Genomic DNA, 22,766 nt, shown 5'->3' with positions numbered 1-22,766 from the left:
ATTTGCGGCAAGAGAGCAAATGACCCAAGGCATCAAGCGGGCTTGAAGACGCGCTCAAAGGGCCCAAGAAACGCGTTGCAAAGGATGTGTTTTCAGGTGGCGCCAAAGCCGGGTGTTCCCGCTTCTCGATCCCGAGACCCCGGTCGCGGGGCAAAGCGGTTCGTGCTGCTGTCCTGTCAGTTCCAGCTCAATCCGAACGCCGCCAAGTGTATTTCTATTTGAAACCAATGGCGACATGCACAGCGTCCGGGTAGACCAGTCGGTTACCCTGGACATAATCCGCCAGGGACTCCGCAACCTCGTTTATCAGTGCGTTCTGCGCATCTTCCGGGAGTTCGGTGAACGCAGCCGCTATCGGCATCGAGCGCAAGTGCAATGGTACGAACTCAGATGCTGGCGGCACATCGATCATCAGCTCCTGACGAAAAACGACGACGTCGGAAAAGCCTTGGGCGCTCATTTGGCTTTTCAGTTCGTTTGCCGAGGGTGTTTCCCGTTGCGACCGCTGTTTTCTCGCAATCTCAGGGGAAATGTGACGCTCAACCGCAGCACAAATAGCGCTTGTATAGGGGCTGTGCCCATCCCAGATCGAAAAACCCAGACGACCGCCCGGGACAAGAAGCCGCAAGAACTCTCGGAGAGCCTGCGGCTTGTCGGGGAAGTAGTGATATCCATGCTGCGAAAGGATGACATCGTAGGACTCCGAGGGCAGATCGATGTCGCAAACATCGCTTTCGATCCACGCGATATCGAGATTACCGGCCAGTTCCTTCGCTTGCGCGAGCATCGGAGCATTGATGTCGAGGCCGTCTACCTTGCCGCCTGGCCCTACCTTTGTCTTGGTCAATCGGGTTGTCACCCCCGTGCCGCAGGCAACATCCAAGACACGTTCCGAACTGCGAAGTGAGAGCTGGTCGATCAGAGCCTCGGCCCATCGGCCAAACCAAAGCGGCACCATGACTTCTTCGTAAATCTTGGGCCCCTCACCCGCCAATTGAAACGTCATGAAGTGTGTCTCCGTCGTCGCGCTCTCAGTGGACAACTCTACCACCACCGTCAATTCTGGTCAAAACGCGTGCTTTTCATCGAAAGAACTCAAAGAAGGACTTCCCCGCCAAATCACCCGCAACATCTCGTGGCAGCACCTTGTCACGAAACCAGTGGGCGAGCGACAGCATCGCTAGTGTGAGCCTGGAACGGCCATGCGTCAAAAATGGCGCGAACGGCGCCAAAGGGTCGGCATCCGGCCAACCCGATCAGCACAGTCGTCACCGGCACGTCAACTTATGGCGTCAGCATCCATGCACCATCGGCACCCTTGCACATCCGGGTGCCGATCACCCGCGCATTTGCCGCGCCCTTTGGTCGGATCACATGGTGCAGCACCGCGCAGTCACCCTGCACAGCGTCGACCCGAACGGTTCCCTGCGAGTCAGTCGTTGCATTCTCCCAGACGCTTTCGCGCCCGACCACGGGCTTTCCATCGACAATCAACTGCCGCGAGGCGGCGCCCATCAACTGGAAATCCTCGGGCTCCAGCCCCAGCTCGGCGATGATGCGCGAGATTGGCTTGGCCTCGGCCGCCCCCCCGCACAGTCCAACAGCCAGCAGAAACGCCACAACCAGTTTCATCGCTCACTCCTCAATTCCGGCGGATTTGCCGGATGATTACACGGCCTCGACCCGAACGCCAACGCGTCCGGATGCCCCGGCTCCGGCAATCTTCAAATAAACACGAAGGTTCCTATCTGACCATCCGCACTTGGACTGCCGTCGTCCCCGTCCCAGATTGGCGCAGAGAACAGGACGAGGCACCCATGGCATCCCCCACCTATTACGCCCCGCAAGGCGGCCATCCCGGACAAGAGCAGTTGCTGACCGACCGGGCCATGTTCACCGAGGCCTACGCGGTCATCCCAAGGGGTACGATGCGCGACATCGTTACCAGCAAGCTGCCATTCTGGGAGGAAACGCGGGCCTGGATTCTCGCCCGGCCGCTAAGTGGTTTCGCCGAGACTTTCTCGCATTACATCATGGAGGTAAAACCCGGCGGCGGCAGCGACCGCCCCGAGACCGATGCAGGCGCGCAGGCGGTGCTGTTCGTGGTCGAGGGGGCGGTGACATTGACCCTCGACGGGGCCGATCATGTGTTGGAACCCGGTGGCTATGCCTATATCCCGGCGGGTCACCCATGGCGGCTGCGTAACCATGCAGGCCCCGCTGCCCGGTTTCACTGGATCCGCAAAGCCTATGAAGCGGTTGAGGGCCTTGATACCCCGACACCTTTCGTGACCCGCGAACAGGATATCACCCCGAACGAGATGCCGGGCACCGAGGGACGCTGGTCGACGACGCGTTTCGTCGACCCCGAGGACATGCGCCACGACATGCATGTCACCATCGTGAACTTCCTGCCTGGGGGCGTCATTCCCTTTGCCGAAACCCATGTGATGGAACACGGGCTCTATGTGCTGGAGGGCAAGGCCGTCTACCGGCTGAACCAGGACTGGGTCGAGGTCGAGGCGGGCGATTACATGTGGCTGCGCGCCTTCTGCCCGCAGGCCTGTTACGCGGGCGGGCCGGGGCCGTTCCGCTATCTGCTCTACAAGGATGTGAACCGACACATGGCGCTGCCGCGACGCTGATATCTTCAGGATGCCGAGTATCCGGCACCTGCCATTCGTTGTCAGTTGACCGTGGCGGGCTGCGACACGAACGCCGTTGACCGATCCGAGTTCGCCTCTCGTGCCCTGTTGCGGTCTTCTCGCGGTGGGCATCCGAACTTGCGGGCGTAATCGCGGCTGAACTGCGCGGGGCTTTCATAGCCGACGTCGAACGCAACCGAAGACACCGCCGCGTCGCTGTCCAGGATAAGGCGCCGCGCTTCGAGCAGGCGGATATCCTTCTGGTATTGTCCGGGGGTCAAACCGGTCACCGACTTGAAACGCGCATGAAAGGACGACGTGCTCATGCCGGCATGCTCGGCCAACGCCGACACTTTCATCGGCGCCTCGATCGAGGCGCGGATCGAGGCAATCGCGCGCGCAACGTGATTTGACGGGTCCTCTCGATTCAGGAAACGCCTTAGGATTGCGCCCTGCGACGACAACAGTAGCCGGGCATGGATCTCGCGTAGCAGGATCGGACCAAGCAGCGGTGCCGCGATCTCTTGCCGGGCGAGCTTGATGAGCCGACCGATAGCATCCAGCAATTCACCATCCGCCGGACAAGACAGAAGCGCCGCCGCATTGTCCTCACCCCCGGCAATATCCGGCATCCGATCGAAGAAGCCGCGCAGGATGCCAAGATCCAGTGGCAGCACCACGGCGATGTAGGGCTCGGCCAGAGAGGCCCGGGTGATGCGCGACAGAACCGGCAGATCGTGGCTGACGATAATGGCATTCCCCGCCGGGCAATGCACCGACAGGGTTCCGGCGGAAACATCCTTGGCCCCTTGCAAAATTACGCAGAGTAAAGGCCGGTACAGTGTCCCCTCGATAGCCGAGGGCTGGGTGCGCCTCAGCAGGACAGCCCCACCCAAGCCAAGCTGGGTAACGCCCCCTGCCGCATCGGGCGCAGCCAGCTCACCCGCCAACCTAACAAGTCCCGAGTGCATCGGACCTCCATAAACGTCTCTCAAGGCAGGTTTACCACAGACCGGTCCTCGGCATCATTTTTTACGAACAGTTGGAGAATATGACAAGACTTGGAGAGAAAAGAGCAAAATTATCAACCCATTTTCACTACTATATCTCTAATAGAGCAATTCTTTCAAACCCTCGGACAACTTCTTGGAGCACAGGGATGACCAACTCTCCCAACGAGACCCCCATGACAGAAAGCGGCCTCCCCCTGGTTGGTTTCGGTACCTACCTCATTGCCGACGAGAACGCCGCAGCAGCGGTCGCGGCCGCTATCGGGGTCGGGTATCGCCATATTGACACCGCGGCGGGGTACCACAACGAGGCCGGCGTGGGCCAAGGCATCCGCGACGGCCTTGCCGCAACCGGGCTTGACCGCGCGGACCTGTTCGTGACGACGAAACTGTGGCCCGGCAACCCGGCCTGGGGAGACACACCAAAGGGATATGACGAAACCATTGCCGCCTTCGAGGCGTCGTGCGCGGCACTCGGGCTCGACCATGTCGACCTGTACCTGATCCACGCCCCGTCAGGCGGCGCCGAACGCTTAAACGAATGGCGGGCGCTGGTCGATCTCAAGGCTCAGGGCAAGGCCCGCGCCATCGGGGTAAGCAACTATACCGAAGCCCATATCGAAGAGATTCGGGCGGCGGGCCTGCCGATGCCAGAATACAACCAGATCGAGTTGCATCCCTGGAGCCAAAAGCCCGAACTTCTGGCTTGCATGGCCGAAAACGGTATTGCTCCGATCGCCTACAGCTCACTCGTTCCCCTCTCCACCTGGCGTGCGGAACCAGGGCAAGCCAGCGGCAAGACTGCCGAGATGCAGGCAGACGGAACCGATACACACTCTCCCTTCAAGGCGATGGCCGCGAAACACGGTGTGAGCGAGGCACAAGTCCTGTTGCGGTGGGGCGTGCAAAAGGGGTTCGCGGTCCTGCCCAAAAGCCTGAACCCCCGGCGGATGCAACAGAACATTGAACTGTTCGGCTTTGCCCTTGATGACGATGAAATGGCCCTGATCGAAACGATGGACCGGGGCGATGGTGTTGCCTGGGCAACAGGCGACCCACGTTTCATGGGGTGAGACCGATCGTGGCCCGCCCCCGACCGGGATCAGCGCCCCGATTTTGAAAGTCGGGGGCATGCCGGCGTCCCTTTTCCCGTGTTCTTGTCCCCGGCCTGCTGCGGCTGGGGCTTTTCAGACCCTGTGCAATCTGCTCGAAACATCACAGGGTTTCGGGCTGCACAGGAGGTTTCACCAAGAATAGGCGTCGCGTCTTGTCCGCCCTTCTCGCCCTGTCCGTCTTTGGCCCGGCTGTCGCGGTTGCGCAGCAAGAGACGGTCACCTCACGGGTGATGAGCCGGAGCTGGGCGGCCACGCAGGTATCCGACGCACCCTTGGTCTATCGTGCCACGCGCGACCAGAACGATTTCAGCCCGCTTGGCGCACCTGCCCGGCTGCGCACCTTCCAGGCGATTGCCACCGTTGAACAGGCGACCGGCTACACGGTTGTCCGCAAGACGTTGTACCGGAAATTTCGGGCGAGTTCTTTGCCAGGGTCAACTGTCGGTGAGGCAAGCGGTGCCTGGGCATTGAGATCGGTCAAAGCTCCTGCCATAGCTTGCCCATGAGACTCGCGATTAACGGATTCGGCCGCATCGGCCGCACCATCCTGCGGCAGCTGCTGGCTGCGCCGCGTACCACCGATATCGATCTGGTGCTGATCAACGATATCGCACCGCTTGAGACCTGCGCCTATCTGTTCGAATTTGACAGCACCTTCGGGCCCTGGCGCGGCAGCGTTGCCACCGGCGCCGACAGCTTGGTCGTTGATGGCCTGACCATTCCTGTCACCCACAGCGCCGACCTGGCACGGGTCGACCTGTCGGGCGTGGATGTTTTGCTCGATTGCACCGGCATCGCCCGCACATCGGACGTGGCCGCCCGGGGCCTCGGTGCCGGAGCTGGCAAGGTGTTGATCTCAGGCCCCTCGCCCGCCGCCGAAATCACCGTGGTGCTGGGCGCAAACGAGGCGCTTCTGGGGAATGCCCGTATCGTCTCGAACGCCTCGTGTACCACCAACGGGCTGGCACCGGTGGCGCGGGTGATCGATGACATCGCGGGCATCGTCAGTGCGCATATGACGACGATCCACTGCTACACCAACAGCCAGCCGATGGTCGACGCGCCCCGGGGTGATCTGGCCCGCTCGCGGGCCGGGGCGCTATCGATGGTGCCCACCACCTCCAGCGCCACCCATCTGATCGACGAGGTCCTGCCGCATCTGGCCGGCCGCATCTCGGGTGCGGCAGTCCGGGTTCCGACCGCCAGCGTTTCCGCGGTCGACCTGGTGGTGCAACTCGACCGCGCGATGACACCTGGACAGTTCGATGCCGCCCTACGCGCCGCGGTCGAGACCTCGCCAGTGCTTGGCTGGACAGACAAGCCGCTGGTCTCCTCGGACCTGCGCGCGCGCCCGGAATCGCTGGTCATCGCCGGCCCCGAGACCCGCATGGTGGGGGACAGGCAGGTCAGGGTGTTCGGCTGGTACGACAATGAATGGGGATTCTCGGCCCGGATGCTGGATATCGCCCGCCTGATGGCCGTCTGACCCCGGCCACGGCACCCGGCACCTTTCTTCTGTTCGAAAATACCTCCGCCGGAGGCATCGCGCTTCAGCGCGATCCGCGCGCGGGGCTTGCCCCCGCGCGCCCGGCCCAACCGGGGCCAACGCATCTTTGATGCGGCGGACCCGGGCGGGAGTGGTCCGCCCGATGAAACCCCTTACTTGCGACCGTGTCCGGCCATGCCGCCCGAAACCTCCTCGGTCGCCTCTTCCCCCAATTCCTGCGGCAGGATCAGGTTCAGCACGATGGCAATCACGGCCGCGGGCAACAACCCGCTGGTCATCAGGATACGCGCGGTATCGGGCAGATGCTGCACCGCGCCGGGCTCCAGTTGCAAACCCAGCCCGACCGACAGCGCAATGGCAAAGATCACCATGTTGCGCCGGTTCCAGTGCACGTCCGACAGCATCGAGACACCGGCGGCAACCACCATGCCGAACATCACGATGACACCGCCGCCCAGCACCTCGATCGGCACGGTACGGATGATCGCGCCCACCTTGGGCACCAGCCCGCAGAGGATCAGGAACAGCGCCCCGATGGTGACCACATGGCGGCTCATCACCCCGGTCATGGCGATCAGGCCCACGTTCTGGCTGAACGAGGTGTTGGGGAAGGCACCGAACAGACCCGCAACAGCAGTTCCCAGACCATCGGCATAGGTGGCGCCGGCGATTTCCTTGTCGGTTGCCTCGCGTCCCGCGCCGCCCTTGGTGATGCCCGAAACATCGCCCACCGTCTCGATGGCCGAAACCACCGCCATCATCGCAAAGCCGATGACGGCGGCCAGCGAGAACTCGAACCCGTATTTGAACGGCACCGGCAGGGCAAAGCCCGCCGCCCGGCTCCAGCTGGTGCCAATCGCCTCGAAGGTCACCATGCCCATCATCAGCGCATAGACATAGCCGACGATAAGCCCCAGCAGCACCGCCGAGACCGAGAGCATGCCGCGGGCAAAGAATTTCAGCCCCAGCGTGACCAGAATGACCACCAACGCCGCCGACCAGTTGAGAGCCGAGCCGTATTCCGGCGTGCCGATGGCGGGCACGCCGCCTGCGGCATACTGGATGCCGACCTTGACCAGCGCCAGACCGATCATCGTCACCACCAGCCCGGTCACCAGCGGCGGCAAGGCAAAGCGTATGCGCCCGATGAAGAAGCCGAGGCAGAAATGAAAGAGACCGCCGATGATTGCGCCGCCGAATAGCGCCGCCAGCGCATCCACCCCCTTGCCCGCCACCAGCGGGATCATGATCGGCAGAAAGGCAAAGCTGGTGCCCTGCACGATCGGCAGGCCCGCGCCGACCCGACCGATGGTCACCGTCTGCAACAGCGTCGCCACACCGGCAAACAGCATCGACATCTGGATGAGATAAAGGAGCTGCGGGAAATCGGGCGAGTTCGAGCCAAAGCCAAAGCCCGCCGCCCCTGCCACGATGATCGCGGGCGTGACGTTCGAGACGAACATCGCCAGCACATGCTGGATACCCAGCGGCACCGCCTTTACCAGCGGCGGGGTGTAATTCGGATCGCGGAGCTGATCCGCAGTCCCTATCGAAGTGTCGGCCATGATATCACTGTCCTCCCTGTGTGGATCATGGGGGTCTTGCCGCCTCTTTTTTTCGCGGGCGGCTTCGTTTATCCGGCGACCACCTCCCATGGGTCGTCGAACCAGAATTCTTCCAGATTGGCGCCGGGGCCGATACGGTCGACCACCGCAAAGAGGCCGGGTGCCGCAAGCGGCGTCAGCACCCCGTGCCACGTGCCGCGATGATAGTTCACCGCCTGCCCCGCTTCGGTGACAAAGGCGCGCGGCGTGCCGGGGCGGCCGCCCTCATCGGGGGCCACGATCACCAGAAAGGGCTGATGGCTCATCGGGATGAAGGCCTGGCTGCCGTCGGGGTGCCGCTCGACCATGTCGAGCGTATAGGGCAGCGCGCGCGGATTGGCATCGAACAGGCTGATGCCCGCGCGCCCATCGGCGAAATCGAGCCGCGCCCGGTCGTGATAGCGCCCGCATTGCCCTTGGTTGATGATCTTGTCTGCGGCGCCCGAAACCGACATCAGGTCGCCAAAGGGCGCGAACCCGGCGACCGTGATCGCCTCTGTCAAGATGCGACGGCTCATGACGGCAGCACGTCGCGCAGGCGGAATTCGGCGATGCGTTCGACTTGGCGGCAGGCCTCGGCGAATTCGGTCTCGCGGTCATTGCCGATACGGCGCTGAAAGGCGGCAAGGATCGAGGCCTTGTCATGGTCGCGCACCGCGATGATGAAGGGAAAGCCGAAGCGCGCCACATATTCGGTATTGAGCCGGGTAAAGGTGGTGCGTTCCTCGTCGGTCAGCGCATCGAGCCCGGCCGAGGCCTGCTCGGAGGTGCTTTCCGCCGTCAGCCGTTTAGCCTGCGCCAGCTTGCCCGCCAGGTCGGGGTGGGCGGTCAGAACGCCCAGCCTTTCCTCGACGCTGGCCGAGCGGAACATGCGGCAAAGCGCATTGTGCAACCCGCCCGCCGTGTCATGGGCGGGGCCGAGTTCAAGCCCATGGGCGCGCTCGGCGATCCAGGGGGAATGTTCGAAAATGCCGCCATAGGCCGCCACGAAATCGGCCTTGGGCATCTCGGAGGGACGGGTCCGGGCCACCGGCGGATGCTCCCGCGCCCAGTGCTCGGCGATTTGCAGGCGCGTGGCGAACCAGACGTCCGCATGCCCGCGCGCATAGTCGAGGAAGCGTTTCAGCGCCATCACCCGGCCGGGCCGGCCAATCAGGCGGCAATGCAGGCCGATGGACAGCATCTTGGGCGCGCCCTCGACCCCTTCAGCATAGAGCGCGTCGAAGCTGTCCTTGAGATAGGCATAGAACTGATCGCCCGAGTTGAACCCCTGCGGCGTGGCAAAGCGCATGTCGTTACAGTCGAGCGTGTAGGGCACGATCAACTGGTCACGCCCGTCGATGCGTTTCCAATAGGGCAGATCGTCGTCATAGGTGTCGGCGATGTAATCCATCCCGGCCTCGGACGCGAGGCGCACGGTGTTCATCGAACATCGTCCGGTGTACCAGCCGCGCGGACGGCTGCCGGTCACCTCGGTATGAAGGCGGATCGCCTCGGCGATCTGGGCGCGCTCCTGCGGCTCGGGCATGTCCTTGTGTTCGACCCATTTCAGCCCGTGGCTGGCAATCTCCCAACCCGCGGCTTTCATCGCCGCCACCTGATCCGGCGAACGGGCCAGCGCGGTGGCGACGCCGTAGACAGTGACCGGCAGATCCTGCATCAGCCGGTGCAGGCGCCAGAACCCGGCCCGCGCGCCATACTCATAGATGGTCTCCATGTTCCAGTGGCGTTGACCCGGCCATTGCGCGGCGCCCACCACCTCAGACAGAAAAGCCTCGGAGGCGGCATCGCCATGCAGGATGTTGTTCTCGCCGCCCTCTTCGTAATTCAGCACGATCTGCACCGCGATCCGGGCACCGCCGGGCCAATTGGCATGCGGGGGCGTCGCGCCGTAACCGATCATGTCGCGCGGATAGCGGGGAGATGTCATGGCTGGGTCCTGCCTGATTGAGAATGAGGTCCGCTTTTGTCCATATCCCAGAACACGGGTTCCTTTTATCAAATGCGATTTGACGCAGCTTTCGGAAATTGGAAAGAGCGCACTGGACCGTCCAGGGGCATGATGGGCAGCGGGGCGCCCGGTTCAGGGTGCCGCAGGGTCGGCCCACTGGGCAAGCGGCCATCTTCAAATCAAGACAGAAACTCTCTCGTGATTTCCGGGTTTGCCCCAGGCAATATGGATATGCGAGGCAAGGGGACGCACAAGGAGGCCACCATGACCGGATATCTGACCACACATGTTCTGGACACCGCCCGCGGGTGCCCCGCCGCGGGACTGAGGATCAGCCTGTACAGCATCTCTGGAACAACGCGCAGCGAGATTACCCGGATGGTCACCAATGCGGACGGACGGACCGACGCGCCAATCCTGCCTCAAGAGACCTTTGCGACCGGGACCTATGAGCTGGAGTTTGCCGCTGGCGACTATCTGCGCGCCACCGGCCAGGCCGGGGAGGAACCGCTGTTCCTGGACATTGTGCCGATCCGGTTCGGAATGTCGGACGCCGAGGCGCATTACCATGTGCCGCTGCTGCTGTCGCCCTTTGGCTATTCCACCTATCGCGGTAGCTAGGCGCGGTCGTTGAAGAAGCGGGGCCCTCCCGCCCGTCGGTCAGGCATCAAAGATGCCCTCCTCCCGTTGGGCCAGGCGCCGCGCCCCTGGCGCAGCGCGGTTGCGGTGGGCATGACCGCTCGCCATTGACCGACCGCGCCGGAACGCAGGTCCGGCGCCGGGCCCAACGCCGGGAGTTGCCCGTCAGGGCAGCGATCCGGTAGCGGGAGCGCCCCGGTCTCAGGCGGCGACCTTTTCGGCCGTTTTCACCGCCCGTCCGATCCGTTCTATCATGAACTCCATGAACAGCCGGGTCTTGGGGTCTTGATGTCGCCGGTGCGTATAGAGACAGGCCATCTGTACGGGCACCGGAGGTGTGTCCATCGCCACCGGCACCAGCCGACCGGCCTTGAGATGCTCGGCCACCTCGAAAACCGGCTTCATCGCGATCCCCTGCCCCGTCAGCGCCCAGTCTGTCAGCACATCGCCATCGTCGCATTCATGCCGCCCTGATACGGCAAAACGGCGCGGCCCCTCGGCGGTCTGCAAAAGCCACTGGAATTCGGTCGCACCGGGAAAGCGCAGGTTGAGGCATTCGTGCCGCCCCGTGATCAGGTCCTGCCCGGTGACGGGCAGCCCCCGGCGCTTGACATAGTCCGGCGCGGCACACAGAACCCGGCGGCAATCCGCGATCTTGCGGATACGCAGGTTGCTGTCCTCGGGCTGGCCCAGGAAAAAGGCAAGGTCCAGACCCTCGGTGGTCAGGTCGATGGTCCGGTCGGTCAGCCGCAAACGGATGTCGATCTCGGGATACTCGGCCAGGAATTCCGGCACGTTCGGCGCCAGCAACCGCCGCCCCAACCCCAGCGGCGCCGCCACGAACAGCGAACCGCGCGGTGCCTCGGTCAGGTGCATCACCTGCGCCTCGGCCTCGTTCACCGCATCCAGCACCGCCACCGCGCCGGGGTAAAAGGCGCGCCCCTGCTCAGTAGGCGTCAGATTGCGGGTGGTGCGCTGGAACAGCCGCACGTTCAGATGCTCTTCAAGCTGCGAGATCCGGGCCGAGGTCACTGCCGGCGAGATCCGCAAGTCGCGGCCCGCAGCGGACATGCTGCCCAGTTCATAGACCCGCACGAAGGTTCGGATATTATCAAGATAGGACATTGTTCCGGAAATTTTGATACAGCTTGGCAATATGCTGGAATACCGGAAAAAACGCGCTTTGCCTAGTCTGACGCAAACGGATCGGAGACCACCCTTATGTATGATCTAGCCGTGTTCTGGGATTGGCTGGCCTTTGGCGTGCGCTGGCTGCATGTGATCACCGCGATTGCCTGGATCGGATCGTCTTTCTATTTCATCGCCCTCGACCTCGGGCTGCGCAAGGCGCCCGACCTTCCGCCCGGTGCCCATGGCGAGGAATGGCAGGTGCATGGCGGCGGATTCTACCACATCCGCAAGTTCCTGGTCGCGCCCGAACGCATGCCCGAACACCTGACCTGGTTCAAATGGGAGAGTTATGCGACCTGGCTCAGCGGCTTTGCCCTGCTGATGATCGTCTATTGGGCGGGGGGAGAGCTGTATCTGATCGACCAGTCAAAGGCGGAACTGGCGCTGTGGCAGGGCATCGCGATCTCGGCGGCGACGCTGTCGATCGGCTGGCTGGTTTATGACCGGCTGTGCAAATCCGGCCTGGCCGAGCGCCCGACCCTGTTGATGGTGCTGCTCTTTGTCCTGCTGGTGGTGATGGGCTGGGCGCTGAACCAGGTGTTCACAGGTCGCGCCATGATGCTGCATCTGGGCGCCTTCACCGCCACGATCATGAGCGCCAATGTCTTCTTCATCATCATCCCCAACCAGAAGATCGTGGTGGCCGACCTGATGGCCGGACGCGCGCCCGATCCGAAATACGGCAAGATCGCCAAGCTGCGCTCGACCCATAACAACTATCTGACGCTGCCCGTTCTGTTCCTGATGCTGTCGAACCACTATCCGCTGGCCTTTGCCACCCAGTACAACTGGATCATCGCGGCGCTGGTCTTCCTGATGGGGGTGACGATCCGGCACTATTTCAACTCGCTGCATGCCCGCACCGGCAACCCGACCTGGACATGGCTGGTCACAGCGCTGTTGTTCCTTGCCATCATCTGGCTCTCGACCGCACCGATGCACCAGCCGCTGGAAGAGGCCGAGGCGCAACCGATGACCGCGACCGAACAGCGGCTGGCCGCCGCGCCCGGCTTTGCCGAGGCGCATGACGTGGTACTGGGGCGCTGTTCCATGTGCCATGCCCGCGAACCGGTGTGGGAGGGCATCCTCTGGGCGCCCAAGGGTGTGCTGCTGGAAACCGAAGGCGATATCGCCCGCAATGCGCGGGCGATCTATCTGCAATCCGGCGTAAGCCATGCCATGCCCCCCGCCAATGTCACCTATATGGAACCCGAGGATCGCGCCGCGATCATCGCCTGGTACCGCGCTGCCACCCGCTGACGCCCCCTTGCCGCCCGGATCTGAAGCGCCTGCGCAGGGCGCCTGCCTGCCCGTTCCCTCCCGGCGCGGCAGTTCCGCCGATCCTGGATTATGCCGTTCCGCTCCCCTTGCCCACTGTGCTACACAGACAGCATCCGGCGAGTCATCCTTGGGGGGAGGCCCGTAATCCGTAAGGCCGAGCAGTCTGGAGCCGTGGCATGAAACTGACAGGCCCCTTGGGTGTGCTTTTGCGCGGTCTCGCCACCGCGGCCATTGCCCTTGCACCCACACATATACTCGCCCTCGAAGCGGTGCTGACCGCGCCTGACGCATCGGAAGAGTTGCAGGATCGTCTGCGCCAAAGCTCGGCAGCCCTTTCGGCGCCGGTACGTGGCCAGGACAGCCCGCTGGAACTGCTGTCAGCGGCGCTCTCGGATTACCGTACCCTGGTTCAGGTTCTGTATGACGCGGGCCATTTCAGCCCGGTGATCCATATCCGTCTGGACGGGCGCGAGGCCGCCGGAATCGACCCGTTCTTCACACCTGAAAAGATCGGACGGATCGAGATCGCGGTTGATCCCGGCCCCGCCTTCCGCTTTGGCACAGCGCGCGTGGAACCGCTAAGTGCCGGAACGCGCCTGCCCGAAGGCTTCGCCACCGGCCAGCCCGCCACCACCGGCACCATCCGCGACGCGGCGCAGACAGGTATCACCGGTTGGCGCGAGGCCGGTTACGCTAAGGTCCGGATCGGCGACCAGCGCATTCGGGTGCGCCATGCCCCCGCCGAACTGGACGCCGACATTCGCCTGTTACCAGGCCCCAAACTGCGCTTCGGCCAGATGTATGTGCAGGGCGACAGCGGCGTGACACCCGAGGCCATCGCCCGCATCGCGGGCTTCCCCAGCGGCGAGGTCTATTCGCCGGACCAGGTGCAACGGGTCGGTACCCGGCTGCGCCGTACCGGCGCCTTTGCGCTGGTCTCGGTCACCGAACACGAGACCCCCAATCCCGACGGCACGCTCGATTTCGACGCCACGTTCGAGGACCTGCCCAAGCGACGCATCACATTCGGCGCCGAACTGTCCTCGCGCGACGGGCTCGACCTGTCGGCGATCTGGATCCACCGCAACCTGTTTGGCGCTGCCGAGCGGCTGCGGCTTGAGGCGACCGTGCGCAACATCGGCGGCACCGAGGATATCGATGGACGCATCGGGTTCCGTCTTGACCGGCCCGACCGGCTGGGGCCGGATGACAGCATCTTTTATATCGGCGAGGCGGAACGGCGAAACCGCACCCATTACCAGATCACCCGCGCGGTGCTGGGCATAGGCGCGCGCCGCACCTTTTCGGACACGCTTTATGCCGAGGCCGGGATCGGCCTGAGCTATGGCGATGCGGACGACGCCTATGGCACCGGGCGCAAGTTCCGGTATCTGGGGCTGCGCACGGCCCTGGAATGGGACGAGCGCGACAACAAGGTCAGCGCCACGCGGGGCTTTTACATCAATGCCGGGCTGGACCCGTTCATCGGGTTGTCAGGCACAAAGTCGGGGGCCCGGCTGACCGCCGATGGCCGCGCCTATTGGGACTTCAACACCGAAGGCCGCTTCGTGCTGGCCGGGCGGTTGCAACTCGGTTCGGTCTTTGGTCCGTCGCAATCCGATATCTCGCCAGAGCTGCTGTTCTTCTCGGGCGGCGCGGGCACCGTGCGCGGCCAACCCTACGAGAGCCTGGGCCTGCCGGTCGGTGGCAATACCGCGGGCGGCAAGTCCTTTGTCGGCCTGTCGACCGAGATCCGGGGCAAGGTGACCGAAAAGATCTCGCTGGTAGGCTTTTACGATTTCGGCTCGGTGGGGGCATCGTCCTTCATCACCTCGGGATCGGACAGCCATGCGGGTGCCGGGCTGGGCATCCGCTATGACCTGGGCGGGCTGGGGCCGCTGCGGCTGGACCTCGCTTATCCGACCAGCGGCAAGACCGATGGCGGGCTACAATTCTATCTGGGGATCGGGCAGGCATTCTGATGAAACCGGTTGTGTATCCGCTGGCCTTCGCGCTCACCCTGTCCACGGCAGTGGCCGAAACCCAGAGTCTTGAAGAAAGCGGCGGCCTGCTTGTCGATTTTCTAGAAGACACCTTGTCGGGCGAGGGGCGCAACATCCGGGTGCGTGGCCTCTCGGGCGCGCTGAGTGCGCGCGCCACCATCGAAGAGATCACCGTCGCCGACGCCGACGGGGTCTGGCTGACCATCCGCTCGGCGGAACTGGACTGGAACCGGCTGGCGTTGCTGCGTGGACGCTTCTCGGTCAACACGCTCACCGCCGCCGAGATCGACATTGCCCGTCCGCCCCTGCCCGCGCCCGCCGAGGTCGAGCTGCCCGATGCCGCCGCAACCCCGTTTCAGGTGCCCGAACTGCCGGTCGCGGTGGAACTTGGAGAGCTTGGGGTCGAGACTTTGACACTGGGCGAGCCGCTGCTGGGCGTGGCAGCGACGCTATCGATCGGGGGCAATCTGACCCTGGCAGACGGGGCGCTAGATACCGCGTTGAGTGTGACCCGGCTGGACCGGCCCGGCGACAAGATCGACCTGGTGGCGGGCTTTGCCAACGAGACCCGGCAGATCACACTGGATCTGACCCTGACCGAGGCGGCGGGCGGGTTGATCGCCACCACTCTGGGGATTCCCGATGCCCCCGCGCTGCTTTTCAATGCCAAGGGCGCGGGGCCGGTCGACGATTTCACCGCCGATATCGGGTTGAGCAGCGATGCCGTCGAACGGATAACAGGACAGGTGCGGCTCCGCGGCACCGGAGATGAAACCGCCCCGGGCATCACCTTTGCCGCCGAGCTGGGCGGCGATGTCACGCCGCTGCTGGATCCCGCCTTTGACCCGTTCTTCGGCACCGACACCCGGTTCGCCGTCAACGGCAGTTCGCTCGCTGACGGGGCGATGCGGATTGACCGGTTCGACCTCCGCTCGGACGCGCTCGACCTGAGCGGCGCGCTGGCCCTGGCCCCCGGCGGCACGCTGGACCGCGCCCAGATCAAAGGGCGCATCACTCCTCCCGATGGCACCCACGTGACCCTGCCCGTGCCCGACCAGCGGATCACGCTGGGCGCAGCGCAGCTGACGGGTCGCTATGACCGCAGCGAGGGCGATGGCTGGGTTCTGGACCTGACCACCGATGCGCTCGAAACGCCCGATCTGCGGCTCGACCGCGCCCGGATCGGTGCCAGCGGCACCCTGACCCCGGCGGCAGGTGGTCCCACCCTGGCCGGACAGATCGACGCCGCGCTGGATGGGATGGCGTTTGCCGACCCGGCGCTGAACAGCGCCTTGGGCGAGGCCGTCATGCTGACGAGCGGTTTCGAACTGCCGCCCGAACGGGCGCTTTCACTGACCGACCTTATCCTGCGCGGAGCCGATTTTACCGCCACTGCCGATGCGGTGATCGACGGGCTGACCTCCGGCTTTGAAATGGACGGCACCGTTGCATTGACCGCTGCCGATCTCGGCCGCTTCTCGGGGCTGGCGGGGCGCGATCTGGGCGGTGAGGCCGAGGCGCGGCTGACCGGGACCGGCGCACCTCTGTCGGGTAGCTTCGACTTCGTGCTGGACGTCGAGGGGCGTGACCTGAAAACCGGCATGGCCGAGGCCGATCCCCTGCTGGTTGGCACCAGTCGCCTGCATCTGGACGCGCTGCGCGACGACACCGGTATGACGGTGCGCGCGCTGACCCTCGATTCCGCAGCGGGACAAATCGAGGCCGAGGCAAAGGTGACCCAACCCGATGGCATTCTGGCGCTGGATGGCAACCTGCGGATCGACACGCCCGACCTTGCCCCCTTCTCGGGGTTGGCCGGGCGCCCGCTGAGCGGCGCCGTGGTGGCCGAGATCACCGGCAGCGCCACCCGGCTGGGCGAGGAGTTCGACCTGACCGTTGATCTGAGTGGCCGGGGCCTCTCCAGTGGCATGGCTGATATCGACCCACTGCTGACTGGCGCGATCCGGATGAACCTCGACGCGCGCCGCGCCGGCGACGACCTGAGCCTGCGCCACTTCACGCTTGACGCGCCGGTGCTCAGCACCGAGGTGCAGGGCGAGGTGACCGGGTTGACCGGCGCGCCGGTCTTTGACGGCACCGCACGCATCATGGCCCCCGATCTCACGCCCTTCTCGGGGTTGGCCGGTCTGGAGCTTGGCGGGCAGATCCGCGCCGGGCTCGAGGGGCGCACCGCACTGAACGGCGAGAGCTTTGATCTGAGCCTCGCGCTCGATGGTATCGACCTGCGCACCGGCATTGCTCAGGCCGACGCGCTGATCGCCGGACAAACCCGGCTGGAATTCGACGGCAGCCGCGATGCGGGCGGGATGGATATCCGCCATTTCGACCTGGACGGCAGCGCGCTCAGCGCCGAGGCCTCGGGCGCTTTTCGAGGGACCGGCAGCAACCTGCGCTTCGCCGCCCGGCTGGATGATCTCTCGCGGGTGACCCCTTCTGTATCAGGGCCGCTGAAGCTCAGCGGTACCCTGTCACCCACCGAAACCGGTCTGCGCAGCGATATCGAGTTGCTGGGCCCCGACAGTTCCTTTGCCCGGCTGAACGGTACGGTAGATACGAATGGTGCCGCAGATCTGGAATTTGACGCCGAACTGGCGCGGCTGGAGCGCTTTGTCCCCGATCTGGCCGGGGCGTTGAAAGCGGTCGGAACCGCCACCCGCACGGGCGGCATCTGGACGGTCAACGGCAACGCACGTGGCCCCGCAGGGATCACGGCGGATGTGGCCGGCACATTCGACGAGGGGCAAGGTACGGCAGACATGACCGCCCAAGGCCAGCTCAGCCTGGGCGCCGCCAACAGGGCGCTGGCCCCCAACAAGATCGACGGCACCGCGCGGTTCGATCTGGCGCTGCGCGGCAAGCCGGGACTGGGTGCGGTGAGCGGCACCATCACAACTGCCGAATCGGCGCTTGCGATCCCCGGTCTTGGCCAGACCATCACCGGCATCGGCGGTACTGTCACCCTTGCCAACAGTGCCGCCCGGATAGACATCCGTGGCGGCGTACGCGCCGGGGGCGGCTTTACCGTCACCGGCCCAGTCTCGCTGCTGCCGCCCTTTGACGGGCAGATCGCGGTGCGGCTGAACGATCTGGTGATGACCGACAACCTCTCCTTTGAGAGCGTGTTGGGCGGGCAGGTCACCCTGTCCGGGCCGCTCACCGGCAACAGCCAGCTGGCCGGGCAGATCGAGGTCGGAGAGACCAATATCAACCTTAACAACGCCTCGGGCGCGGTTGGCGCCGCCCCAATTCCCGAGGGCATGGTGCACCAGCAAGAGCCCGGGGCAGTCTACGCCACGCGCGAACGCGCAAAGCTGGTCGATACCGGCAATAGCGGTGGCGGCAGCTCGACCATGGCGCTGGACATCGCGATCAACGCGCCCGGCAAGGTCTATGCGCGCGGGCGCGGCCTGAATGCCGAGATGGGAGGGCGCATCCATATCGGTGGCACCAGCGCGGCGGTGGTCCCCTCGGGTCAGATCGCGCTGATCCGGGGCGATTTCAACATTCTTGGTCGCCGTCTGAAACTGACCAAGGGCGTTGTCACCCTGCAAGGCGACCTGACACCTTTTGTCGAGTTCGCCTCGACCGCAACCACCTCCGAAGGGCAGGCCACGCTCAGGATCATCGGGCCGCTGGACCAGCCCGAGGTCCAGGTGACTGCGGACCCCGACCGCCCCTCCGAAGAGGCGCTGGCCATGCTGCTGTTCGGCAACCAGTTCTCGCAGCTCTCACCCTTTGTGATCGCGCAGATGGCCGCCTCGCTGGCGACATTGTCGGGCCATGGTGGCGACGTCGCCAAAGGGGCAAGGGAAAAGACAGGTACAGACACGATCGAAATCGGTACTGACTCGGGCGGGGTTGGACGGCTGGGCGCCGGGGCCTATCTGAGTGACAATCTCTACACCGATTTCACCGTCAATATCGAGGGCGATACCGAGGTGAACCTGAACCTGGACGTGACCGACAATCTGACGCTCAAGGGCATGGTCGACAATTCCGGCGACACCTCGCTGGGCATCTTCTTCGAACGCGACTACTGAATGATGCGGTTCACCACCCGGCCCGAGATCGCGGGCACCTTTGCCGTCGCCACCTCGACCCACTGGATCGCCTCGGCGGTCGGCATGGGGGTGCTGGAGCGTGGCGGCAACGCCTTTGATGCGGCGGCGGCAATGGGGTTTGTCCTCCAAGTGGTCGAGCCACATCTGAACGGCCCGCTGGGCGACATGCCGATGCTCATCAAGCCTGCCGGGGATGTGGTACCCACCATGGTCTGCGGCCAGGGCACCGCACCCGCGGGCGCCACTATCGCGCATTACCGCTCCGAGGGTCTGACCCGTATCCCCGGTTCGGGTCTCTTGGCCACCGTCATTCCCGGTGCCTTCGATGCCTGGATGCTGATGCTGCGCGACTATGGCACGCGGCCGCTGCGCGACATCCTGGAACCGGCCATCCACTATGCCCGGGCCGGGCATCCGGCCCTGCCCCGGGTCGCGGCCACCATCGCCGGTCTGGCGGAGTTCTTTCGCGAAGAATGGCCTAGCTCCTACGAGACCTGGTTGCCCGGCGGCAGCGCCCCGCGCGCCGGGGCGTTGATGCAGAACCCGGCTCTGGCCGACACCTGGACACGCCTTTTGACCGAGGTCGAAACAGCGCGCGGTCGCGAGGCGCAGATCGAGGCGGCGCGGGCGGCCTTCTATCGCGGTTTCGTGGCCGAGAGCATCGACCGCTACCTGCGCCATGCCTGCGTGATGGACGCGGCGGGCGGACGCCGCAAAGGAGTGTTGACCGGCGAGGACATGGCCAACTGGCAGGCCAGCTACGAGGCGCCGATCTCGACCCGTTACAAGGACTGGACAGTGTGGAAGGGCGGGCCCTGGACGCAAGGCCCGGCGCTGCTGCAATCTCTGCATTTGCTCGAGGGGTTCGATCTGGACGCGCTCGACCTCAATGGTGCCGAATTCGTGCATCTGGTGACCGAGGCGATGAAGCTCTCATTCGCTGATCGAGAGGCCTATTACGGCGACCCCGAGCACAGTGACATTCCCATGTCGACATTGCTGTCGGCACGCTATGCCGAAAGGCGGCGCGCGCTGCTCGGCGCTCAGGCCTCGACCAAACAGCGCCCGGGGCTGGTGGAGGGATATGAAGGCTGGGTGGCGGCCTCGCTGCGACATGCGCAGGAAGTGTATGCCTCGGCCGGGGGTACCGGCGCGGGGGAACCCACCATGGCGCATCTGAGCCAGCGCAAGGGCGACACCGTGCATCTGGACGTGATCGACCGCTGGGGCAACATGGTCTCGGCCACGCCCTCGGGCGGCTGGTTGCAAAGCGCGCCGGTGGTTCCGGGGCTCGGGATGCCGCTGAACAGCCGGGCACAGATGTTCTGGCTTGACGAAGGATTGCCAACCTCGCTGGCACCAGGACGCCGCCCGCGCACCACGCTGTCCCCCTCGATGGCGCGGGGTCCCGACGGAACCGAGCTGGCCTTTGGCACGCCCGGCGGCGACCAGCAGGACCAGTGGCAGCTGATCTATCTGTTGCGGCTGGTGCATGGCGGGCTGAACCTGCAAGAGGCGATTGACGCACCCTTGTTTCATACCGGCCATTTCCAGAGCTCGTTCTACCCGCGCGAGGTTCAGCCCGGGCACCTGATGGTGGAACCTGCCCTGGGAGAAGCCGCAATTGCCGAGTTGCGCGCGCGCGGCCACCGGGTCGAGGTGGCCGAACCCTGGAGCGTCGGCCGCCTGACCGCCGCCAGCCGCCTGTCGGACGGCTCGCTGCGCGCGGCAGCAACCCCCCGCCTGATGCAGGCCTATGCGGTCGGACGCTGAGCGCCGGAATTCTGCAAGAATTCCGGGCCGTTTTCCGTGCCGGAAAACGGTGCCGCGCTAAGCGCGGCGGGGCGCACCCGCGGCATAAATCGCATCGATCACCTCTTGCACCCGGCGCGACATCTCCAGCGGAAAGACCTCGCCTTTTCCGCGGCTCGCCCGCACGAAAGCATCCACTTGCGCCTCGTACTGGTTCACACCCGGAAAGCGGAAGACCTGCCGCGTCTGCGCCTTCTGATCGTGCAGCACCACCTCGTCAAACCCGTAGAGACCGGCGTTGAACGGAGTTGGCACGTCGATCCAGCCGATCTCGCCAAAGAAGCGCATCGACTGGTAGGCGGCCATCTGGGTGGCCACATGGAAATCCAGATCGAACCCATCGAAACAAACCGTGGCGCGGGCAAGGATATCGGTGCCGAACTCGGGCGAATACGCGACCCGCGCCTCCGCCCGGCGCATCTCCCCTCCGGTCGCCAAGAGTGTCGTCATCACCGGATAGACGCCGATATCAGGCAGTGCGCCGCCCCCCAGCTCGGGCCGGTTGCGCATGTTGTCCGGGTCGGTGTTGTGATAGGAGAAGCCGCCGGTGATCTGCCGCAACGCCCCGATGGCGCCGCTGGCGATCAGGTCCCGCACCTTGTGCCATTGGGGGTGATACCAGACCATGAACGCCTCGGACACGACCCGGCCCGTGGCATCGCGCGCCGCGATGACGCGGTCGATCTGCTCGGCCCTCAACGCGATGGGCTTCTCGCACAACACGTGTTTGCCCGCCTCGGCCGCGCGGATCGCCCATTCGACATGCTGTGACGTGGGTAGCGGGATATAGACCCCGTCCACATCCGGATCGGACAACAGCGCATCGTAAGCGTCATACCAGCGCGCGGCCGAGAACCGCGCCGCCTGCGCTTGTGCCCTGCCAGCGTCGCGACTGGCAATGGCGTGGATCACGCCGGTTTCCGATCGCGCAATCGCGGGCATCACCTGTTCGCGCGCAATCTTTGCCGTCGACAGGATACCCCAGCGGAACAAGGGGGCGTTCATGCGCTTTCCTCCATAAGCCGGGCCGCGCCGCTAAGCGCCGCGGCATCGTCAGCGATCAGACGTACCGGCACCCGGTCAAGGTGGTCGGCAAAACGCCCATCCGCCTCGAAAGCCGACAGGAATTCCGTCCGGGCCGCCGAACCAAGGATACCGCGCGCGGCCCCGCCTGCGAAATGGATGCCACGGAACGGCAGATACTGGAACACCAGCTCTCGTGCAAAAAGTCCCAGCAACCGCGCGGTCAGCGTCACCGTGGCCGCCGCCTGCGGGTCGCCGCCGGTGGCATAGTCCGCCAGGATGTCCTGTCCGCGCCGCTCCTGTCCTGACAGGATCTGGTGCAACCGCGACAGGCCCCGACCCGAGAACAGGCATTCGTTGGTGCGAAACCCGCCCGCCGCATCGCCAATCTGCGCGCGCAGTTCCTCGGCGATGGCCAGCGGCAGGCTGGCATGACCCAGTTCGGCCTCGACCACCGCGCCGCCCTTGAGCAGGCAGGTGTTGAAACCGGTGCCAAGCCCCGCCACCAGCGCCTGATCGTTCGAGGGCTGCGCCGCACCGGCGCGGATCACGTCAAGCTGCGCCGCCGTCAGCCCCGGCAGCGCATGGCCCAGCGCAACCAGATCGTTGATCAGCCGCGCCGGAATACCCCCCTGCCCCGGCAATGGCGCGGCCAGCTCTGCCGCGTCGAAATGCCAGTTCCGGTTGGTCAGCTCGGCCCGTCCACCCGCCACGGGTCCGGCCACCGCAACGCAGACACCGCGCAGGCCCGGCAAGGTGCAACCCTGCGCAAAGGCGGTCAGAACCTCGGCGAAAGAGCCATAAGCATCATTGGCGAACCGGGTCAGATGCACCAACTGCCCGGCGCTGGCCAGCGCGACGCGGGTATTGGTGCCCCCCACATCTGCCACCAGGACGGTCATG

At 64.8% G+C, this 22,766-nt stretch carries 18 protein-coding genes; 9 read left to right on the top strand and 9 right to left on the bottom strand.

Features of this window, described 5'->3' with window-relative positions; translation table 11 throughout:
• Positions 1-214 precede the first annotated feature (214 nt).
• Positions 215-1,006 carry a class I SAM-dependent methyltransferase gene (locus tag AC2FL1_RS11625; RefSeq protein WP_496877037.1) on the bottom strand — a complete coding sequence of 264 codons (792 nt, stop codon included), beginning with the start codon at positions 1,004-1,006 and terminating at the stop codon, positions 215-217.
• 278 nt (positions 1,007-1,284) lie between these two features.
• A complete protein-coding gene (locus tag AC2FL1_RS11620) occupies positions 1,285-1,632 on the bottom strand; it encodes a hypothetical protein (protein WP_496877036.1) in 348 nt (115 codons plus the stop codon).
• A gap of 185 nt (positions 1,633-1,817) precedes the next feature.
• Between AC2FL1_RS11620 and AC2FL1_RS11615 the strand changes: the two genes are divergently transcribed.
• Positions 1,818-2,645: a bifunctional allantoicase/(S)-ureidoglycine aminohydrolase gene (locus AC2FL1_RS11615; RefSeq protein ID WP_496877035.1), complete on the top strand. Its 828-nt coding sequence runs from the start codon at positions 1,818-1,820 to the stop codon at positions 2,643-2,645.
• A 41-nt stretch (positions 2,646-2,686) separates the two neighbouring features.
• On the opposite strand, the gene AC2FL1_RS11610 is transcribed toward AC2FL1_RS11615, so the two are convergent.
• Positions 2,687-3,616: an AraC family transcriptional regulator gene (locus AC2FL1_RS11610; protein WP_496877034.1), complete on the bottom strand. Its 930-nt coding sequence runs from the start codon at positions 3,614-3,616 to the stop codon at positions 2,687-2,689.
• Between the two features lie 188 nt (positions 3,617-3,804).
• Here AC2FL1_RS11610 and AC2FL1_RS11605 point away from each other — a divergent pair, with 188 nt between their 5' ends.
• From AC2FL1_RS11605 to AC2FL1_RS11595, 3 genes are all read left to right on the top strand, one after another.
• Positions 3,805-4,728: an aldo/keto reductase gene (locus AC2FL1_RS11605; protein ID WP_496829288.1), complete on the top strand. Its 924-nt coding sequence runs from the start codon at positions 3,805-3,807 to the stop codon at positions 4,726-4,728.
• A gap of 194 nt (positions 4,729-4,922) precedes the next feature.
• A complete protein-coding gene (locus tag AC2FL1_RS11600; RefSeq protein ID WP_496877033.1) occupies positions 4,923-5,276 on the top strand; it encodes a hypothetical protein in 354 nt (117 codons plus the stop codon).
• Positions 5,273-6,256, top strand: coding sequence for a type I glyceraldehyde-3-phosphate dehydrogenase (locus tag AC2FL1_RS11595; protein ID WP_496829284.1), 984 nt, complete (start codon positions 5,273-5,275; stop codon positions 6,254-6,256). The genes AC2FL1_RS11600 and AC2FL1_RS11595 overlap by 4 nt, the downstream gene beginning before the upstream one ends.
• A 173-nt stretch (positions 6,257-6,429) precedes the next feature.
• Here AC2FL1_RS11595 and AC2FL1_RS11590 read toward each other — a convergent pair whose 3' ends face one another.
• From AC2FL1_RS11590 to puuE, 3 genes are all read right to left on the bottom strand, one after another.
• The gene (locus AC2FL1_RS11590; protein WP_496877032.1) at positions 6,430-7,842 is read right to left on the bottom strand and encodes a nucleobase:cation symporter-2 family protein; all 1,413 of its coding nucleotides are present in this window, start codon (positions 7,840-7,842) and stop codon (positions 6,430-6,432) included.
• Positions 7,843-7,910: 68 nt separating this feature from the next.
• Positions 7,911-8,399, bottom strand: a complete 489-nt coding sequence (locus AC2FL1_RS11585) for an ureidoglycolate lyase (RefSeq protein WP_496877031.1) — start codon at positions 8,397-8,399, stop codon at positions 7,911-7,913.
• A complete protein-coding gene (gene puuE / locus AC2FL1_RS11580; RefSeq protein WP_496877030.1) occupies positions 8,396-9,811 on the bottom strand; it encodes an allantoinase PuuE in 1,416 nt (471 codons plus the stop codon). Before puuE ends, AC2FL1_RS11585 begins: the two co-directional genes overlap by 4 nt.
• 285 nt (positions 9,812-10,096) lie before the next feature.
• On the opposite strand from puuE, the gene uraH reads away from it, so the two are divergent.
• Positions 10,097-10,453 carry a hydroxyisourate hydrolase gene (gene uraH / locus AC2FL1_RS11575; RefSeq protein WP_496829277.1) on the top strand — a complete coding sequence of 119 codons (357 nt, stop codon included), beginning with the start codon at positions 10,097-10,099 and terminating at the stop codon, positions 10,451-10,453.
• Positions 10,454-10,672: 219 nt separating this feature from the next.
• On the opposite strand, the gene AC2FL1_RS11570 is transcribed toward uraH, so the two are convergent.
• Complete coding sequence (locus tag AC2FL1_RS11570; protein ID WP_496877029.1) at positions 10,673-11,596, bottom strand: LysR family transcriptional regulator; 924 nt, start codon at positions 11,594-11,596, stop codon at positions 10,673-10,675.
• Between the two features lie 96 nt (positions 11,597-11,692).
• Between AC2FL1_RS11570 and AC2FL1_RS11565 the strand changes: the two genes are divergently transcribed.
• The 4 genes from AC2FL1_RS11565 to AC2FL1_RS11550 all read left to right on the top strand — a co-directional run bounded on the left by AC2FL1_RS11565 (position 11,693) and on the right by AC2FL1_RS11550 (position 20,801).
• Entirely contained in the window at positions 11,693-12,922 is a 1,230-nt protein-coding gene (locus AC2FL1_RS11565; protein WP_496877028.1) for a urate hydroxylase PuuD, read from the top strand.
• 197 nt (positions 12,923-13,119) lie between these two features.
• Positions 13,120-14,925, top strand: coding sequence for an autotransporter assembly complex protein TamA (locus AC2FL1_RS11560; RefSeq protein WP_496877027.1), 1,806 nt, complete (start codon positions 13,120-13,122; stop codon positions 14,923-14,925).
• The gene (locus AC2FL1_RS11555) at positions 14,925-19,007 is read left to right on the top strand and encodes a translocation/assembly module TamB domain-containing protein (RefSeq protein WP_496877026.1); all 4,083 of its coding nucleotides are present in this window, start codon (positions 14,925-14,927) and stop codon (positions 19,005-19,007) included. The genes AC2FL1_RS11560 and AC2FL1_RS11555 overlap by 1 nt, the downstream gene beginning before the upstream one ends.
• Positions 19,008-20,801, top strand: a complete 1,794-nt coding sequence (locus AC2FL1_RS11550; protein WP_496877025.1) for a gamma-glutamyltransferase family protein — start codon at positions 19,008-19,010, stop codon at positions 20,799-20,801.
• Between the two features lie 57 nt (positions 20,802-20,858).
• On the opposite strand, the gene AC2FL1_RS11545 is transcribed toward AC2FL1_RS11550, so the two are convergent.
• Positions 20,859-21,845, bottom strand: coding sequence for a Gfo/Idh/MocA family protein (locus AC2FL1_RS11545; RefSeq protein ID WP_496877024.1), 987 nt, complete (start codon positions 21,843-21,845; stop codon positions 20,859-20,861).
• The gene (locus AC2FL1_RS11540) at positions 21,842-22,765 is read right to left on the bottom strand and encodes a glucokinase (protein ID WP_496829338.1); all 924 of its coding nucleotides are present in this window, start codon (positions 22,763-22,765) and stop codon (positions 21,842-21,844) included. Before AC2FL1_RS11540 ends, AC2FL1_RS11545 begins: the two co-directional genes overlap by 4 nt.
• Position 22,766: the final 1 nt, after the last annotated feature.

The organism is Ruegeria sp. YKSF070, from assembly GCF_059612725.1.
The sequence above is the reverse complement of the archived record's forward strand: the minus strand, read 5'-3'. Positions and strand labels throughout refer to the sequence as shown.

Bases quoted from the DNA above. Each gene is read 5' to 3' on its own strand.
- AC2FL1_RS11625 (WP_496877037.1), bottom strand. From the start codon at position 1,006: ATGACGTTTCAATTGGCGGGTGAGGGGCCCAAGATTTACGAAGAAGTC.
- AC2FL1_RS11620 (WP_496877036.1), bottom strand. From the start codon at position 1,632: ATGAAACTGGTTGTGGCGTTTCTGCTGGCTGTTGGACTGTGCGGGGGG.
- AC2FL1_RS11615 (WP_496877035.1), top strand. From the start codon at position 1,818: ATGGCATCCCCCACCTATTACGCCCCGCAAGGCGGCCATCCCGGACAA.
- AC2FL1_RS11610 (WP_496877034.1), bottom strand. From the start codon at position 3,616: ATGCACTCGGGACTTGTTAGGTTGGCGGGTGAGCTGGCTGCGCCCGAT.
- AC2FL1_RS11605 (WP_496829288.1), top strand. From the start codon at position 3,805: ATGACCAACTCTCCCAACGAGACCCCCATGACAGAAAGCGGCCTCCCC.
- AC2FL1_RS11595 (WP_496829284.1), top strand. From the start codon at position 5,273: ATGAGACTCGCGATTAACGGATTCGGCCGCATCGGCCGCACCATCCTG.
- AC2FL1_RS11590 (WP_496877032.1), bottom strand. From the start codon at position 7,842: ATGGCCGACACTTCGATAGGGACTGCGGATCAGCTCCGCGATCCGAAT.
- AC2FL1_RS11585 (WP_496877031.1), bottom strand. From the start codon at position 8,399: ATGAGCCGTCGCATCTTGACAGAGGCGATCACGGTCGCCGGGTTCGCG.
- puuE (WP_496877030.1), bottom strand. From the start codon at position 9,811: ATGACATCTCCCCGCTATCCGCGCGACATGATCGGTTACGGCGCGACG.
- uraH (WP_496829277.1), top strand. From the start codon at position 10,097: ATGACCGGATATCTGACCACACATGTTCTGGACACCGCCCGCGGGTGC.
- AC2FL1_RS11570 (WP_496877029.1), bottom strand. From the start codon at position 11,596: ATGTCCTATCTTGATAATATCCGAACCTTCGTGCGGGTCTATGAACTG.
- AC2FL1_RS11565 (WP_496877028.1), top strand. From the start codon at position 11,693: ATGTATGATCTAGCCGTGTTCTGGGATTGGCTGGCCTTTGGCGTGCGC.
- AC2FL1_RS11560 (WP_496877027.1), top strand. From the start codon at position 13,120: ATGAAACTGACAGGCCCCTTGGGTGTGCTTTTGCGCGGTCTCGCCACC.
- AC2FL1_RS11555 (WP_496877026.1), top strand. From the start codon at position 14,925: ATGAAACCGGTTGTGTATCCGCTGGCCTTCGCGCTCACCCTGTCCACG.
- AC2FL1_RS11550 (WP_496877025.1), top strand. From the start codon at position 19,008: ATGATGCGGTTCACCACCCGGCCCGAGATCGCGGGCACCTTTGCCGTC.
- AC2FL1_RS11545 (WP_496877024.1), bottom strand. From the start codon at position 21,845: ATGAACGCCCCCTTGTTCCGCTGGGGTATCCTGTCGACGGCAAAGATT.
- AC2FL1_RS11540 (WP_496829338.1), bottom strand. From the start codon at position 22,765: ATGACCGTCCTGGTGGCAGATGTGGGGGGCACCAATACCCGCGTCGCG.